Annotated in this window: 17 protein-coding genes; 7 read left to right on the top strand and 10 right to left on the bottom strand. The window is 33.5% G+C overall.

Annotated elements, in window-relative coordinates; translation table 11 throughout:
• The first annotated feature begins 114 nt into the window (after positions 1–114).
• The gene (gene trhO / locus ssp1_RS01000) at positions 115–1,077 is read left to right on the top strand and encodes an oxygen-dependent tRNA uridine(34) hydroxylase TrhO (protein ID WP_002466585.1); all 963 of its coding nucleotides are present in this window, start codon (positions 115–117) and stop codon (positions 1,075–1,077) included.
• Positions 1,078–1,145: 68 nt separating this feature from the next.
• Here the strand turns inward: trhO and ssp1_RS00995 are convergent, their stop codons facing one another.
• Genes ssp1_RS00995 through ssp1_RS00980 form a run of 4 tightly spaced genes read right to left on the bottom strand, consistent with a single transcriptional unit; the run spans position 1,146 to position 5,193 of the window.
• Positions 1,146–2,498 (bottom strand): PTS ascorbate transporter subunit IIC, encoded by a 1,353-nt coding sequence (locus ssp1_RS00995; protein ID WP_075778290.1) that lies wholly within the window; start codon positions 2,496–2,498, stop codon positions 1,146–1,148.
• Between the two features lie 12 nt (positions 2,499–2,510).
• Positions 2,511–2,795: a PTS sugar transporter subunit IIB gene (locus ssp1_RS00990; RefSeq protein WP_047211259.1), complete on the bottom strand. Its 285-nt coding sequence runs from the start codon at positions 2,793–2,795 to the stop codon at positions 2,511–2,513.
• Position 2,796: 1 nt separating this feature from the next.
• A complete protein-coding gene (locus tag ssp1_RS00985; protein ID WP_047211260.1) occupies positions 2,797–3,240 on the bottom strand; it encodes a PTS sugar transporter subunit IIA in 444 nt (147 codons plus the stop codon).
• Positions 3,241–5,193 carry a BglG family transcription antiterminator gene (locus ssp1_RS00980; RefSeq protein WP_075778291.1) on the bottom strand — a complete coding sequence of 651 codons (1,953 nt, stop codon included), beginning with the start codon at positions 5,191–5,193 and terminating at the stop codon, positions 3,241–3,243. It abuts the gene before it with no gap.
• Between the two features lie 173 nt (positions 5,194–5,366).
• Here ssp1_RS00980 and pcp point away from each other — a divergent pair, with 173 nt between their 5' ends.
• Positions 5,367–6,005 (top strand): pyroglutamyl-peptidase I, encoded by a 639-nt coding sequence (gene pcp, locus ssp1_RS00975; RefSeq protein ID WP_002451378.1) that lies wholly within the window; start codon positions 5,367–5,369, stop codon positions 6,003–6,005.
• A gap of 52 nt (positions 6,006–6,057) precedes the next feature.
• On the opposite strand, the gene ssp1_RS00970 is transcribed toward pcp, so the two are convergent.
• The 3 genes from ssp1_RS00970 to ssp1_RS00960 are packed head-to-tail and all read right to left on the bottom strand — an operon-like array spanning position 6,058 to position 7,755.
• Entirely contained in the window at positions 6,058–6,621 is a 564-nt protein-coding gene (locus ssp1_RS00970) for a tubby C-terminal domain-like protein (RefSeq protein WP_075778292.1), read from the bottom strand.
• A gap of 25 nt (positions 6,622–6,646) precedes the next feature.
• Positions 6,647–7,426, bottom strand: coding sequence for a hypothetical protein (locus tag ssp1_RS00965; RefSeq protein WP_075778293.1), 780 nt, complete (start codon positions 7,424–7,426; stop codon positions 6,647–6,649).
• 2 nt (positions 7,427–7,428) lie between these two features.
• Positions 7,429–7,755: a PadR family transcriptional regulator gene (locus tag ssp1_RS00960; RefSeq protein ID WP_002466587.1), complete on the bottom strand. Its 327-nt coding sequence runs from the start codon at positions 7,753–7,755 to the stop codon at positions 7,429–7,431.
• Positions 7,756–7,952: 197 nt separating this feature from the next.
• On the opposite strand from ssp1_RS00960, the gene ssp1_RS00955 reads away from it, so the two are divergent.
• Both ssp1_RS00955 and ssp1_RS00950 read left to right on the top strand, forming a co-directional pair.
• A complete protein-coding gene (locus ssp1_RS00955) occupies positions 7,953–8,423 on the top strand; it encodes a DinB family protein (protein WP_118828078.1) in 471 nt (156 codons plus the stop codon).
• 219 nt (positions 8,424–8,642) lie between these two features.
• Positions 8,643–10,061, top strand: coding sequence for an anion permease (locus tag ssp1_RS00950; protein ID WP_118828077.1), 1,419 nt, complete (start codon positions 8,643–8,645; stop codon positions 10,059–10,061).
• Positions 10,062–10,126: 65 nt separating this feature from the next.
• Here ssp1_RS00950 and rarD read toward each other — a convergent pair whose 3' ends face one another.
• Positions 10,127–11,029 (bottom strand): EamA family transporter RarD, encoded by a 903-nt coding sequence (gene rarD, locus ssp1_RS00945; RefSeq protein WP_075778295.1) that lies wholly within the window; start codon positions 11,027–11,029, stop codon positions 10,127–10,129.
• 193 nt (positions 11,030–11,222) lie between these two features.
• Positions 11,223–11,432, bottom strand: coding sequence for a zinc ribbon domain-containing protein (locus ssp1_RS00940; protein WP_002466596.1), 210 nt, complete (start codon positions 11,430–11,432; stop codon positions 11,223–11,225).
• A 191-nt stretch (positions 11,433–11,623) separates the two neighbouring features.
• Here ssp1_RS00940 and ssp1_RS00935 point away from each other — a divergent pair, with 191 nt between their 5' ends.
• Positions 11,624–12,679: a HoxN/HupN/NixA family nickel/cobalt transporter gene (locus ssp1_RS00935; RefSeq protein WP_075778296.1), complete on the top strand. Its 1,056-nt coding sequence runs from the start codon at positions 11,624–11,626 to the stop codon at positions 12,677–12,679.
• A gap of 78 nt (positions 12,680–12,757) precedes the next feature.
• Positions 12,758–13,615 (top strand): SDR family oxidoreductase, encoded by an 858-nt coding sequence (locus ssp1_RS00930; RefSeq protein WP_075778297.1) that lies wholly within the window; start codon positions 12,758–12,760, stop codon positions 13,613–13,615.
• Positions 13,616–13,677: 62 nt separating this feature from the next.
• Here ssp1_RS00930 and ssp1_RS00925 read toward each other — a convergent pair whose 3' ends face one another.
• A complete protein-coding gene (locus ssp1_RS00925; RefSeq protein ID WP_075778298.1) occupies positions 13,678–14,706 on the bottom strand; it encodes an SDR family oxidoreductase in 1,029 nt (342 codons plus the stop codon).
• A 210-nt stretch (positions 14,707–14,916) separates the two neighbouring features.
• Between ssp1_RS00925 and ssp1_RS00920 the strand changes: the two genes are divergently transcribed.
• On the top strand, positions 14,917–15,966 hold the full coding sequence (locus ssp1_RS00920) for an ABC transporter permease (protein WP_075778299.1): 1,050 nt from the start codon (positions 14,917–14,919) through the stop codon (positions 15,964–15,966).
• Positions 15,967–15,977: the final 11 nt, after the last annotated feature.

The following is a 15,977-nucleotide window of genomic DNA, read 5'->3' as shown; positions in this document are numbered from 1 at the left end:
ATTTTGGTACAATATTATAATGGTGTAAAAATACGTAGACATTAATGAAACGTTTAACAATGCATAAATAATGATGTAAAACACATAGATTAAGAGATTAGAGGAGAATAGAAAATGGATTATAGAGTACTTTTATATTACAAATATACAACGATTGAAGACCCCGAAACATTTGCCGCAGAACACTTAGCATTCTGTAAAGAGAATAACTTAAAAGGACGTATCTTAGTATCAACAGAAGGTATCAACGGTACACTATCAGGTACTAAAGAAGATACAGATAAATATATTGAACATATGCATGCAGACGAACGTTTTAAAGATATGACATTCAAAATTGACGAAGCTGAAGGTCACACATTCAAAAAAATGCACGTACGTCCAAGAAAAGAAATCGTTGCACTTGATTTAGAAGAAGATGTAGATCCACGTGAAACAACTGGTAAATACTACTCACCAAAAGAATTCAAAGAAGCACTTGAAGATGAAAATACAGTCATCTTAGATGCTAGAAATGATTACGAATTTGATTTAGGTCATTTCCGTGGTGCTGTGCGTCCAGACATTACACGTTTCAGAGACTTGCCAGATTGGATCCGCGACAACAAAGACAAATTAGACGGTAAAAACATTGTCACATATTGTACAGGTGGTATTCGTTGTGAAAAATTCTCAGGCTGGTTAGTTAAAGAAGGCTTCGAAAACGTTGGTCAATTACACGGCGGTATCGCAACTTATGGTAAAGACCCAGAAACCAAAGGCCAATACTGGGATGGTAAAATGTATGTCTTCGATGAACGTATTAGCGTAGATGTTAACCAAGTTGAGAAAACAGTGGTTGGTAAAGAACATTTCGACGGCACACCTTGCGAACGTTATATCAATTGTGCCAACCCAGAATGTAACAAACAAATCCTTGTTTCAGAAGAAAATGAAGAAAAATATTTAGGCGCATGCTCATACGACTGTGCAAAACATGAACGCAACCGTTACGTTGCAACACATGATATTAGTGATGAAGAATGGGAACGTCGTTTAGAAAACTTCAAAGACGTTCCAGAACATGCACACGCATAATTAAAATATAAAAAACAGGCCGTAAAACGATACGTTTTACGACCTGTTTTTTTATTGAGTCATTGGGTTTATAACTGTTCTACTCTTTTATCTGATTTCCCTTTTAATAATATAGCTACTGTAGCAATAACAACGATAAAGATAATAGCCCCAATGATACCAGTAAACTTGACGATGTTACCAAATACAATTCCAACAGCTAAAAAGTCGGTATCAGAGAATGTTGTTGATGCAAGTCCAAGATCTCCTAAGAAAGGTAAGAATAATAATGGTAAAAATGTTATTAACAAACCATTTAAAGCTGACCCTGCAATTGCACCTTTTATACCACCTCTTGCATTGCCAAATACTGCTGAAGCAGCACCTAAAAAGAAATGTGCAACTACTCCAGGTAAAATAACTACACCACCAAATAAAAACAATACAAACATACCGATAACACCAGTAATAAAGCTTACAAAGAATCCAATTAATACTGCATTTTGTGCGTAAGGAAAAACAATAGGGCAATCTAATGCAGGTTTAGAGTTAGGCACAATTTTTTCAGAAATCCCTTTAAATGCTGGTACAATCTCTGCTAGTATCAACCTTACTCCTGTTAAAATAATAAATACGCCTGCAGCGAATGTAACACCTTGTATTACAGAAAACACTATAAAATTTTGTCCATCACTTATTTTATTTACATAGTTTACTCCAGCAAATAAAGAAGCAATAAAATATAACAATGCCATTGTAATGGAAATACTTATTGTACTTTCTCTTAAAAAACTCAAACCTTTAGGAAATTTAATATCTTCTGTAGATTTAGATTTCCCTTTGAATAATTTACCAACTTCACCAGCAGCCCAATAACTAATAGTACCAAAATGACCTAATGCGACTTGATCATTGCCAGTTATTTTTCTCATTGTTGGTTGAGCAAGCGCTGGTAATATAGCCATAATTAATCCTAAAATTATTGATCCTATCACTACAGTTAAAGATCCTTTTATATGACCTACAGTTAATAAAATAGCTAAAAATGCTGCCATATAAAACGTATGATGTCCTGTTAAGAATATATACTTAAGATTTGTAACACGAGCAATTAATATATTTAAAATCATACCAAATACCATGATAAGCACTGCAGTAGTTCCATAATCTTTTAAAGCTAACGAAATAATAGCTTCATTATTGGGTACGATTCCTTGAACACCAAATGCATGTTGGAATATTTTCCCAAAAGGTTCAAGAGATTTAGAAACAACTTCAGCTCCTGCGCTTAAAATTAAGAAACCTAACATTGTCTTAATCGTACCAGAAGTAATTGCTGAAGCAGATTTCTTTTGAACTAATAATCCAACAAATGCTATAAGCGCTACTAATATAGCTGGTTGACTTAAAATATCTACTATAAAATCTAATATGGCTTTCATATGTCCACCTCCCTAAATCATATTTAAATCATTCAATTTACTTTCCAATTTATTTTGTAATTCTTCTTTATCTAAAATATTATCTAGAACTAATACATCACCTAAACGTTCTGCATTTTCTTCCAAATCTCTACCACATATAAATAAGTCTGCCATTTCTGGACTAGCAGTCATAATATCACTATGTTCGACTTCAATATCCGAAGGTGCATTTAAATTCTTCAAAGCTTCTTGTGCATTCATTTCAACCATAAAACTACTTCCTAAACCGTGTCCGCATACTACTAAAATTTTCATATTAATCATTCTCCTTTAATAATTTTAAAATGTCTTCCTTGTTTTCAGCTTGCACTAATTGATTTACAATTGCTTGGTTTCCTAATACGCTTGCTAGACTTTGTAATATAGTTAAATGTGATGTATTATCAATTGCACTCAAGACAAAAATGAGTGAAGCATAATGACTATCTTCAGCAAAATTAATGTGTTGATGAAGTTTCAAAAGACTTAATCCAACTTCTTTTACATTATTATCAGGCCTTGCATGTGCAATAGCTATCTCTGGTGCAATAACAATATATGGTCCCATTTCATTCACACTTTCTATCATTGCACTTACATAATTATTATTAATACTATGATTATCTAATAAAGGTTGTGCTGCTATTTCTATAGCTTCGGACCAAGTCGATACTTTTTCCTTTATAACTATTTTGTCCTCTGTCAAAATATCTAAAGTCACTCAATTCATCCTTTCTTCTGAAATTTCATTTATATATTGATTTATCATTTGTATATTGCCTTCTAAAAAAGCTTTCTTTTTAATATCATCCGTTAATAGTTGGCTCAATTGTCCTAATGCTTTGAGATGTAAATGTGGTTTTTTCGTTGCTAGGACAATAATCACCTTAACTGGGTCATATTTCTGATGACCGAATGGAATACCGTTGTCTACATATGTCATTGCAAATCCAGCACCTTTTTGAACATAAGTGGTATCAGAATGTAATAATGCTATATGAGGACTAATTACCATATAAGGTCCAAACGATTCCATTTGCTTTATAATCGCATCTGCATATCTACTTTCAATAATATTATCTTGTAATAATAAATCAGACACTTGATATATCGCCCTATCTTTATTAATCATATGTTCAGTTTTAGTTATTCTGTGTTCTGGTAATAGTTCTCTAAGGTTTTCTCCTATTTGTTCTAATTGAACGACTTTAGATTCTCTATATTGATTCACAATTTGGTTCAATTGATCTCTTGAACTTTTATTAAGAAAGGTATCAACCGTAACAACTGGTATTTCATCAAAATGACAATCTACTGTAGAAATAATGTAGTCGACACCCTTTTTCAACAATTCTTCTTCATCAATTTGATAAATCGAATATGCATCAATCACGTCAAATTCAGGATACAAATTGCCTAATTTACTTTTCAGTAATTGAGAGGTTCCAATGCCAGAGCCACAAAGTAATACTACTTTGATATAACTACTTTTTTGTGTGGAAATGCGTTCTATACTTGATACAAAGTGCACTGTCATATATGCAATTTCATCTTCTGTAAATGATATGTCATAGGCTTCTTCAATGATATGGATATTTCTCTTCACTATGTCATAAACATTTTTGTATTGTTTTTTAATATCTTCTTTCAAAGGATTCTTCTCAACCAGATTAAATTTCATTCTATGAATTGCAGGTTGTATATGAACAATCAAACCATTTAATAATTTGCTGTTTTCTCTTAAATCTACACCTATTTCTACGCTAACTTGTTTAATAAGTTCATTTAAAAATTGTTCTAGTTCTCCAGTATTTATATTATTTTCCTTGATACTAGAAATTTTGGAACTCAACAAATGTAATGTTATAAAAATAGCTTCCGATTCAGAGAATTGAATATCAAATTTAATTTCTAAATTCTTTTTCAATTTTTGTGAAATACGATATTGAACCGTATCACATACTTTTTCATATTCTTCTTTTGGAACATCGATTGAGTAATTTAATTTCAATCTGTGTATAGCAATGATAATATGATAAACTAAACCATCTACTGCAGATTGAACGAGTCGATAATCTTCTTCATTTAACGTTTCTATGACCGTTTTTCTCACAATCGCTAACTCTTCTTCAGAAAATAAGTTATCTTGAAAATAAGGTACAGTCATTTTGAAATAATTTTTAACTATATTTGCATAAGCTTGTCTTAATGCTTCTTCTTCTCCATTGATAATAAATCCTTTGTTTTGAATATACTTCATTTCTAAATGGTAAGATGCCAACCATTGTTGTACTAATTTAAGGTCATTCACAATCGTTCGTCTCGATACTTTCATTAATTCTGCTAAATGATTAGATGACAATGGTTGTGTCGCTTCAAAAAGTGTAATCAGTATATTTGTCTTACGTTCGTTTTTAGTTAAATGAACTATTTCTGATAAATTATCAAGTTCCGAATCATAAATTTTTTGATCCAATGTTTTAGCTTTTACGCCTAATGACTTATGCCTCATTAATACGAATTGTTTATTGTCTTGAAAACTTTCAATATTTTGTAAATCATATTGTATAGAACGTTGTGAGATATCAAACATTTCAGCTAACCTGGCAATTGATACAAATGATTCTGTTTTCAACAAGAAATACAAAATTTTAGTTTGTCTGTTACTTAACAATATTTAATCCTCCTGTCTATATTGTAAGCGATTTCTTTTAGAGTTAGATGTGAAATTCTTTTCATATTCAAATCCGCAATTATGCATATCAGATTTAACTCATTCTATAATACTCTTAAACCATACTTAATCATGTTATGATTTAATAAATGTTAATTTATTGAGGTGGGCGTATGAAGATTCTAGTTACTGGATTTGATCCATTTGAGGGCAATCAAGTTAATCCTTCTTGGGAGGCGGTTAAGCAATTGCCTGACCATATCGGACAGCATGATATTACAAAGTTAGAAGTGCCAACTGTCTTTCATAAAGTGATGAATGTCATACAACAAGCGTTAGATTCTGAACAATATGATGCTGTAGTTGCAGTAGGTCAAGCCGGTGGTCGTGCAGAAATCACCCCTGAACGTATCGGGATCAATATAGATGATGCGAGAATAGCTGATAATGACGGACAACAACCTATCGATATTCCTATACAACCTAAGGGTGCACCAGCTTATTTTTCAAATTTACCTGTTAAACGAATGACAGAAAATATCAAACAACAAGGCATCCCTGCAAAACTATCAAACAGTGCAGGTACGTTTGTATGTAATCATATTTTATATCAACTCGGTTACTTAAATGCTACACGCTTTCCTAACCTGCTATTTGGATTCATTCATGTGCCTTATATTCCAGAACAAGTCGAATCAACATCTCAATCACCCTCATTGTCACTGGACACAATTGTTAAAGGTTTAATCGCAGCAATTGAAGCAATTGACAGAAATGATGACATCAAAATTGCTTTAGGTGAGACACATTAATTCATATAAAAATAGCCAAGAATGACCTACTACTATCATTCTTGGCTAATTTTTATATCGTAGGCGGTCCTATCATTGACCATCCTTTATGACGTGTATAGACATGATTCACTGCAAAGATATGAAGTATCGCAATGCACAAGATCTTATGATCTTCAAAAAACCGATCTTCTCCACCACGTATTTCTGCGTAGTCTCCAACTTGTTTCCAATATGCAATATCACGATCTAATTTAGCATCTTTCATGTGCGTCTGATTATTTTCATCAGCATATATATTTAAAATTCGATTATCTAATTTAATAATGCCATACGTATCCTTTGTTCCACTACTTTTCTTATCAAATAAAACCTTTTGTGTGCTGCCCTTGTCATGATAATACAACTCAAAATGTTTACCCTCTAACACAGACTTTGCACTAGCTTCGACAACGATTTCTCCTGCTGAATTCCTCAATTCATATCTTCTAAATCTTAAAGATAATGTGACTATACTTACGATTCTTTGAAATGGATTACGAAAAACTTTCTGTATATCAATAATATGTTGGTTCCCTTCATCATAAACTGGAGATGATTGGGTAGAAAAAGGATTCCTCTTTTTATACTTATACATCCTACTGCCACCTCTTTTAATAGAATTATTCACGTTTATCTTCTTTTCTTAATTTCCAGAGCTTATAAATATAATAACCTATGAATCCCCAACTAATCATTAACAGTATCACCGAGGAAATAATAATAAATGTTTCACGATTACCACTCATACTTCCAGTGAAAAGGTGCGCAATTAAGTTAGGTGCAGACACTATTAAAATAATAAATGCGAAAATCTTCTGTTTAACTATAAAGCAACCAATCATTGTCAAAATGAGTAAAATGATTCCAATCGCTAAACTTTGTATATTAGATAATTTAATCATAGTATAGATTGGATAATGCCTTAATAAATATTCGCCAGCTATCATCAATAAATAAACACCTATACCAAATCCTATGATCACAATGTAAGATTCTTTCTTATCTCCCCATCGAACTAACGCTTTCCTCATCACTACGAGTTGTACAACCACACCTAAAATGAATACACCTATAATATAAAGCAGGAGTGATACTGACACATCAAACGTACCTTGATCAAGCATTCTAGGTATCATAAAAATGGCCAATAAGAATACTATAAAGTACATCACATATTTATATAGTCCCTGTGTCAATTTCATTTCTTTAGCAAAACGATCTGCATATGATTTTACAGGCGTCTCAATAATAGGACGTACATCTTCACCATTTTGTTCAGCAGTCAGTAAATGATCTCGCAATTCATCGTCTATCTCGTTCACTTCATCTTCGTCTTTTCCTCTAAAAAGAAGTTCGACTCTTAATTTGTCCAAGAAATTTTCCGATTCTTTACTCAACATAACTATTCACTCCCGAATAAATTATTCATACCTGAGTTTAAATACTTCCACTTCTCTTGAAATGCTGCTAACTCTACTTTGCCGCTTTCTGTAATCGTATAATATTTTCTTTTAGGCCCACCATTATCAGATTTACGAACTGTTGTTTCTACGTATCCTTTTTTACTCAAACGTAAGAGTACAGGATAAATACTTCCATCACTAATTTCAGGAAATTGATGGGCATGCAATTTTTCTAATATTTCATAACCATATGTTTCACCTTTAGCTATTAGTCCTAATATTGCACCATCTAGCAGTCCTTTCATCATTTGATTTGATACTGACATCATCAACGCCTCCGACTACTATCTTATAATATAAGATAGTCAATAAATCTATTCTTGTCAACTATCTTACAATAAAAGATAGTCATTTCATAATATTCACTATCAATCACACTCATTTTGTAATGTCTAAGATATGATGATTCTGGGTAAACACAATTAGAACGATTAAGTATATTTTTTATACAGAGGAGAGATGGATGATGACGAATACGGTTTATGATGTTATAGATACGGGTGTTCATTATTTAGTAAATATGTATGATAGCTGGAAAGTTGAAGATATTTTAGATCAAGATAGTGATGTATTTCCTAATAATATACATTGGCAATTCGGTCATGTATTAACTGTTTTTGAAAATGCATTATCTAAAGGCAATCAACATGTAGTTGATTTAGAACGCTATAGACAACTATTTGCGCCTGGATCTAAACCAGCTGACTGGCCTCAAATTGAAGGTGGTGTGCCGAGTATCGATGAGATTTTAAAAGATATTCAAACTATTCCTAAACGTGCAAGACAATTAACAGATGAACAATTGGCGCAATCGTTAGATCAACCCATTGCAGGATTCTCCACAGTGGAAGGTCTTTTAATGTTAAATGCCATTCATATCCCGCTTCACGCTGGTAAAATTGAAGAAATGGCACGTGTCATAAAACAACAATAATTCAACAATGCTTTTTGATGGTCTGGTTGTTAAAACAGTATCTCAGGCTATCAATATTTAAAGGATTTCACTTGTAAAGTGAGGTCCTTTTTTATGTCCTAAATCACCGAAAATGATTCTCAATTAATTACTCAAACCCTCTGTACATTCACTATAAATAGGATTATCCTAGTGGTGTATTAATGAATCTCCTAATAGAAAGAAAGAAGGAAACTCATCTTGGAAAATAATGTAAAATACAAAAAGTTTATTCTTCCTATTGTAGTTGGTTTACTCATATGGGCATTAACCCCCTTCAAACCAGATGCACTAGATACTCAAGCATGGTATATGTTTGCGATATTTGTCGCTACAATCATCGCTTGTATCACACAACCTATGCCCATTGGCGCCGTATCTATTATTGGATTTACGTTAACCGTATTGGTTGGTGTTGTAGATATTAAGGCCGCTGTCCAAGGATTCGGAAATAATAGTATATGGCTTATTGCTATGGCATTCTTCATTTCAAGAGGCTTTGTTAAAACGGGTTTAGGTCGTCGAATCGCACTGCAATTCGTCAAACTGTTCGGTAAAAAGACCTTGGGCTTAGCTTATTCATTAGTGGGTGTCGATTTAATATTAGCACCTGCAACACCAAGTAATACTGCACGTGCCGGTGGTATTATGTTCCCTATTATTAAATCACTGTCTGAATCATTTGGTTCAAGTCCTAAAGATGGTACAGAACGTAAAATGGGTGCCTTTCTCATCTTCACTGAATTCCAAGGTAACCTCATTACAGCAGCAATGTTCTTAACTGCAATGGCAGGTAATCCACTAGCTCAAAACTTAGCCGAAAAAACTGCGCATGTACATATTACGTGGATGAATTGGTTTTTAGCTGCACTTGTACCTGGGCTAGTATCCTTAATCGTCGTACCATTTATTATTTATAAAATGTATCCACCTACTGTAAAGGAAACACCCAATGCCAAACAGTGGGCTGAAAATGAATTAGCCAATATGGGACCTATATCCATTGCTGAAAAATTCATGACAGGTATCTTTATTGTGGCATTAGCATTATGGGTAACAGGTAGCCTTATCCATGTTGATGCAACATTAACAGCATTTATCGCGTTAGCATTACTGTTACTTACAGGTGTCTTAACATGGAAAGATATTTTAAATGAAACAGGTGCATGGAATACATTAGTTTGGTTCTCAGTACTTGTACTCATGGCAGATCAGTTAAACCAACTAGGATTTATTCCATGGTTGAGTCAATTGATTGCACATAGCTTACATGGTTTAAGTTGGCCAATTGTCATTGTGCTACTTATACTATTTTTCTTCTATTCACATTATTTATTCGCAAGTGCAACTGCGCATGTTAGTGCTATGTACGCCGCATTATTAGGTGTGGCAGTCGCAGCCGGAGCACCTCCATTATTCAGCGCTTTAATCCTTGGGTTCTTCGGTAACTTATTAGCGTCAACAACACACTATAGTAGTGGTCCAGCGCCTATTCTTTATGGCTCAGGCTACATCACACAAAAACGTTGGTGGACAATGAATATCGTATTAGGATTCGTCTACTTTATCATCTGGATTGGCTTAGGCTCATTATGGATGAAATTAATCGGTATATTTTAATCAATTCAATATCAAAAAAATCATCACCTATACTACATATGCTTGGATAAGGGTGATGATTTTTCTTATTCTGTAATTGGTTTTCTTTTCATTTTTAAATATTGAGATGTACTGTATAACACAATACCTATCCAGATAAAGATAAACGTTATCAACTGATTGATATCAAACGGTTCGTCAAATAAGAAGATACCTAAAACAAACATAATGGTTGGTCCAACATATTGGATGAACCCTGTTAAAGATAATGGAATACGTTTTGCGCCCGCTGAGAATAGTATTAAAGGAATCGCTGTAATCGCACCAGAGAATAATAACCAGAACGATGACATGTTCATACCAAAGCTAAGTTGGTGTTGTTGCCATAAATAACCAACATAGATTAATCCTGCAGGAGCCGTGACAATACATTCTACTGTAATACTACTAATCGCATCGATATGGACAACCTTTTTCAATAATCCATAAATCCCAAATGAAAATGCCAACATGAGAGACACGATTGGGAATTCTCCTACTTTCAATGTCATGTAAAGTACGCCAATAAATGCAAATAGAATCGCTAACCATTCAAATTTATTAAATCGTTCTTTTAGGAAAATGAGCGCTAATAAGATACTCACTAACGGATTAATATAATAACCTAAACTAGATTGTAATACATGTCCATTCGTCACTGCCCATATAAACGTTCCCCAGTTAATCGTTATCACATAACCAGCAACGACGATGGCTACAAGTTGTATAGGATGTGTCACCAATTGATTCACATCTCGAATAAATGCTTGCCTCTGATTCTTGCCAATGATTAAAATAACAATCATGAATATCGCTGAAAAGATAATTCTAAAGGCTAAAATTTCAAATGCACCAATATGATGAATCAGTTCCCAATATATAGGCAAAATGCCCCATAAAACATATGCACCTAGTGCGAAAAATATGCCTTTTTTATATTCATTATTCATCAAAGTCCTCCCTTCACACGTCTCAATCGTTATAATAATATCAGTCTACTAATAAATGAATCAGAAAAACAATAGTTTGTTTATAAAAATACATCCCAACATATTGAATGTTTCATTCAACAATTGAGATGTTTATTCATATACTCGTTATTAATAATTCAAGATATTTTATTTATGGACTCATAGTCAGTCATTAGCCCCCGAAAAAGAGATCAATGATATCTGATTTTCTATTCTTATCATCTTTATAAAATTCCGTATAACCACAATTTTTACAAGTAATCGTTATAAAATTATTATGTTGTAAATCGAAAACTTTTGAGAGCCCTGAACCAGTTGCAGAAAGTGTGCCCTCTTCGACTTCAGTATGTCCGCATTTAACACACCCTTGATGTTCAACCATTTGTCATCCCCCCCCTTTATTTAAAAACTTGTCATTAATCTATACCTGACAATATAATCATTCAAACGTTTAATCTATTAACCTTATTTCGTTGTAATATCAATTAAATAATAATTAAAACTAATTTATTTTCGGCATAACATTTTTGTTACACTAATAAAATTTTCTATGCGTTTATCATTAATCGGAGTATGATTAATTATTATGTTTATCAGAAAGAGGGTATTATTTTGAAATCAATGCAACGACAATCATTAAGTTGGTTACCATACATAAGCATTGTCATCTTACTACACATTATTGGATTTAGCTTTTTATGGTTTGCAGGTAAAGATCATCATATTTTATTTGGCATGGGTATATTGGCATATACGTTAGGTTTACGTCATGCTTTCGATGCCGATCATATCGCTGCTATCGATAATACAGTTAGAAAGTTATTACAACAACGTCGCGATCCTGTAGGTGTCGGTTTCTACTTTTCAATCGGTCACTCTACAGTCGTATTTTTAATGGCTGTATTACTAGGTATCTCAGTCAAATGGGCTAAAAGTGAATTACCACATTTCCAAGACATAGGTGGTACGATTGGCACGTTAGTTTCCGGATTTTTCTTAGTTCTAATTGGTATCTTAAATTTAATTATTCTAGTATCTCTAGTTCAATTATTTATGAAATTACGTAAACAAAAGGGCATTGATGATGAGGAAGTGAATGAGCTATTAGAATCTAGAGGCTTTATCACTCGATTTGTAGGACCTTACTTCAAAGTCATCAGTAAAAGTTGGCATGTATTACCATTAGGTTTCCTCTTTGGTTTAGGGTTTGATACAGCAAGCGAAATTGCATTGCTCGCGTTGTCATCCGGTGCTTCTCAACAAGCTATTTCATTTATAGGTATCTTATCATTACCTATTTTATTTGCGGCAGGTATGAGTTTATTAGATACCTTAGATGGTGTAGTGATGAAATCTGCCTACAACTGGGCATTCTTTAATCCTATTCGTAAAATCTATTACAACATTACAATTACAACCATTTCAGTTATCGCAGCTTTAATAATTGGCCTAATAGAGTTGTTACAAATTATGGCTGATAAATTGGCGTTATCTGGTGGCTTTTGGTCACTAATTCAATCCATTCAATTTGACTATTTAGGTTATATTTTGGTTGGTTTGTTCTTAATCACATGGTTGATTTCAACACTGATTTGGAAATTCGGAAAAGTTGAGCAACGTTGGTCTTAAATCTTTGCTATTCCATTGATAACCACGTAAACTTAGCGCAACTAATCAATTAAATAAAAATAATCGGGGTATTCGTTCATGAATAAAAAAATCGCATTAATTACTGGGTCTTCAACAGGCTTAGGCTTAGAAACTGCTTCACTACTGGCTAAAAATGGATATAAAGTATACGCAACGATGCGTCATTTAGAAAAGCAAGATGCACTCATACAATTATCACAGCAAGACGGTATAGACTTAGAAGTCAAACAACTAGATGTTACAAATTTAGATCATATCAATCAAGTCGTTACTGACATTATCAATACTGAAGGTCGTATTGATATCCTTATTAATAACGCAGGTGCTGGCTTTGTTAAAACAACGGAACTCGCATCAGATGATGAAATCATGTGGCAATTGAATTTAAACTTAATGGGCGTCATTCGTATGACAAAAGCAGTCTTACCATATATGAGAAATCAAAGAGACGGACGTATCATTAATATATCTTCTGTTGGCGGTCTTGTAGGCCAACCATTTAACGAAATTTATTGTGCAACTAAATTCGGTGTAGAAGGTTATACGGAAGCGATGGCTAGTTACGTTCAACCAGAATTCAATATTAAATTCACTCTCATCGAACCAGGTGGCATTCAATCAGAATTCACAAATAATGTGATGGCACAACTACAGTCTACGGGTGGTCTTAAAGATGATGATTACAAGCCAATACTTGATTCATACTTAGGTGGTCTGAAAGAGAATTATGGCGCGGGGTCATCTCAAACTTCTGAAGAAGTCGCTATCGTCATACTTAATACGTTAGAAATGGAAGAACCACCTATTCGTACTCGTACATCAGACTGGTCTGAAGCATTTACCGAACTCAAAACACAGGCTGATCCAACGGGTAAAGAACAACAACGTCGTGTTGTTAAATTATTAGGAAAATAGATATACAACATAAAAGCAGTAGTAAGTCATTTTAAACACTGACCTACTACTGCTTTTTTAATTTATTTAATCAAGTTATATTTAGCCATACTATCAAGCGCTTCTAGAATTGCCTCTTCTTGTGTTCCAATTGGGCGCCAACCAAGTATTGATTTAGCGTGTTCGTTACTTACATTTCTATTCATATCAAGTAACAATTTACCTTCTTTAGCCTCTTTATTAAACTTCGCACCTAAACCTAATACAAAATTAGGCAATTTCTTTGAAGATGTTTGAGTAGCTAATTCAGGACGTTGATGTTTAATTAATTGGGCAATTTCTGGCATTGAAATTTGTCCGTCTGCCGTGGCGATAAATCGTTGGTTATTGGCCTCAGGTGTAGTCATCGCTAAAATGTGTAAACGCGCCACATCTCTGACATCAACTACATTTAATGGGATATTAGGCACACGTTTTAATGACCCGTCGACTAAATTTTTAATAATATTAAAACTTCCCGATACGTGGCTATCTAATGATGGGCCTAACATTGCTACAGGATTAATCGTCGCAAATTCTAAATCATTATCCTTATTCTTAACAAAGTCCCATGCCGCCTTCTCTGCTAATAACTTAGATTTTTCATAAGCTGACAATCCCGGTTCATCTTGGTTTGTCCAGTTTTCTTCGGTAGTGATACTAGATTGGTCTTTATTACTAAAACCAACAGCACCAAAGTTTGACGTCATCACTACACGTTTCACATTCGCTTTCTCCGCTGCTCTCAAAATTCGTTGAATACCTTCAATCGCTGGTCTAATGACTTCCGTTTCATCTTCTGGAATATCAAAGAATACTGGTGAAGCGACACTCAATACATATTTACAATCTTTCATCGCTTCATTCCAATGTTCATCCTTTGATAAATCCGCTTCTACAAATGATAACTTTTCAGTTTTTATGTGATGATCATTTAATGTTTTAATTACTTGTTTCTTTTTATCTAAAGAACGTAACGTCGTACGTACCTCATAGCCATCTTTTAATAGTTCACTAATGATACGCATTCCTAAGAACCCGCTACCACCTGTGACCAAGACTTGTTCATTCATATTTAACCTCCTCAGGTTAACTTATTTGAGCTTTGATTATAACAGGTTATATGACATTCAACTAATTATATGAATATTACCAATGTTTTGTTATTATTTTAAATCAACCAAAATTTTATGAAATAAGCGTAAAAAATGGTATCTTAAAGTAATCTAATCACGATAAGCTATACAACGGCCTTATCTATTTACAAAGGAGGATACAACCTAATGTTCTTAGCCTGGAATGAAATAAAAAGAAACAAACTTAAGTTCAGTTTAATTATTGGGATTTTAGTACTCATCAGCTATTTACTATTTTTATTATCTGGACTGGCAAATGGGTTAATCAAAATGAATACAGAAGGCCTTGAAAAGTGGCATGCTGACGCTATTATTTTAAATAAGGATGCCAATCAAACTGTAGAACAATCTGTATTTGATCAATCCAAAGTGAAAGACGACTTCAAACAAGCAACACCATTGAAACAACAAGGTGTCATCGTTTCTAATAAACAAAAAGAAGAAAATGCCTTACTCTTCGGTGTGACATCTCATTCATTTTTAGTGCCAAAATTAGTTGACGGGCATCAAGTAAAAAAGACTAATGAAGTGGTGATTGACCAAACCCTTAAAGATAAAGGATTTAAAGTTGGCGATACATTATCATTGTCACAATCAGACGAAAAATTGAAGGTCGTAGGTATTACAGAAAGTGCGAAGTACAATGCATCACCAGTGATTTTTTCTAATAACAAAACGATTGAAAAGATCAATCCAGCGCTATCAAAAGATAAAACCAATGCCATTGTCGTGAAAGATAAAAATTGGAAAGATCATAAACTCGATAGTGATTTAGAAGGCGTATCTATCAATGCATTTATTGAAAATTTACCGGGTTATAAAGCTCAAAATCTAACTTTAAACTTTATGATTTCTTTCCTATTTGTGATTTCAGCAACGGTTATCGGTGTGTTCTTATATGTCATGACGCTACAAAAGACAAATCTATTCGGCGTCTTAAAAGCACAAGGCTTCACCAATACCTATCTAGCTAAAATGGTATTAGCACAAACCTTTATATTGTCACTGATTGGTACGGCAATTGGACTGATACTAACATTATTAACAAGCACTATCCTGCCTGATGCTGTTCCAATACAGTTTAATATGATTACACTACTTATATTTGGTGTAGTACTCATCATTATTTCATTATTAGGAAGTCTATTTTCAGTCTTATCTATTAGAAAAATTGATCCATTGAAAGCAATTGGATAGAAAGGAGTATG

Origin of the sequence: Staphylococcus sp. M0911, assembly GCF_003491325.1 — a bacterium.
Lineage (GTDB): Bacteria > Bacillota > Bacilli > Staphylococcales > Staphylococcaceae > Staphylococcus > Staphylococcus warneri_A.
The sequence above is the reverse complement of the archived record's forward strand: the minus strand, read 5'-3'. Positions and strand labels throughout refer to the sequence as shown.

Coding starts and splice junctions, on each gene's coding strand:
- ssp1_RS00930 (WP_075778297.1), top strand. CDS start 12,758: ATGAATAAAAAAATCGCATTAATTACTGGGTCTTCAACAGGCTTAGGC.
- ssp1_RS00970 (WP_075778292.1), bottom strand. CDS start 6,621: ATGTATAAGTATAAAAAGAGGAATCCTTTTTCTACCCAATCATCTCCA.
- ssp1_RS00990 (WP_047211259.1), bottom strand. CDS start 2,795: ATGAAAATTTTAGTAGTATGCGGACACGGTTTAGGAAGTAGTTTTATG.
- ssp1_RS00955 (WP_118828078.1), top strand. CDS start 7,953: ATGATGACGAATACGGTTTATGATGTTATAGATACGGGTGTTCATTAT.
- ssp1_RS00920 (WP_075778299.1), top strand. CDS start 14,917: ATGTTCTTAGCCTGGAATGAAATAAAAAGAAACAAACTTAAGTTCAGT.
- ssp1_RS00960 (WP_002466587.1), bottom strand. CDS start 7,755: ATGTCAGTATCAAATCAAATGATGAAAGGACTGCTAGATGGTGCAATA.
- ssp1_RS00925 (WP_075778298.1), bottom strand. CDS start 14,706: ATGAATGAACAAGTCTTGGTCACAGGTGGTAGCGGGTTCTTAGGAATG.
- rarD (WP_075778295.1), bottom strand. CDS start 11,029: ATGAATAATGAATATAAAAAAGGCATATTTTTCGCACTAGGTGCATAT.
- ssp1_RS00965 (WP_075778293.1), bottom strand. CDS start 7,426: ATGTTGAGTAAAGAATCGGAAAATTTCTTGGACAAATTAAGAGTCGAA.
- ssp1_RS00995 (WP_075778290.1), bottom strand. CDS start 2,498: ATGAAAGCCATATTAGATTTTATAGTAGATATTTTAAGTCAACCAGCT.
- trhO (WP_002466585.1), top strand. CDS start 115: ATGGATTATAGAGTACTTTTATATTACAAATATACAACGATTGAAGAC.
- pcp (WP_002451378.1), top strand. CDS start 5,367: ATGAAGATTCTAGTTACTGGATTTGATCCATTTGAGGGCAATCAAGTT.
- ssp1_RS00935 (WP_075778296.1), top strand. CDS start 11,624: ATGATTAATTATTATGTTTATCAGAAAGAGGGTATTATTTTGAAATCA.
- ssp1_RS00940 (WP_002466596.1), bottom strand. CDS start 11,432: ATGGTTGAACATCAAGGGTGTGTTAAATGCGGACATACTGAAGTCGAA.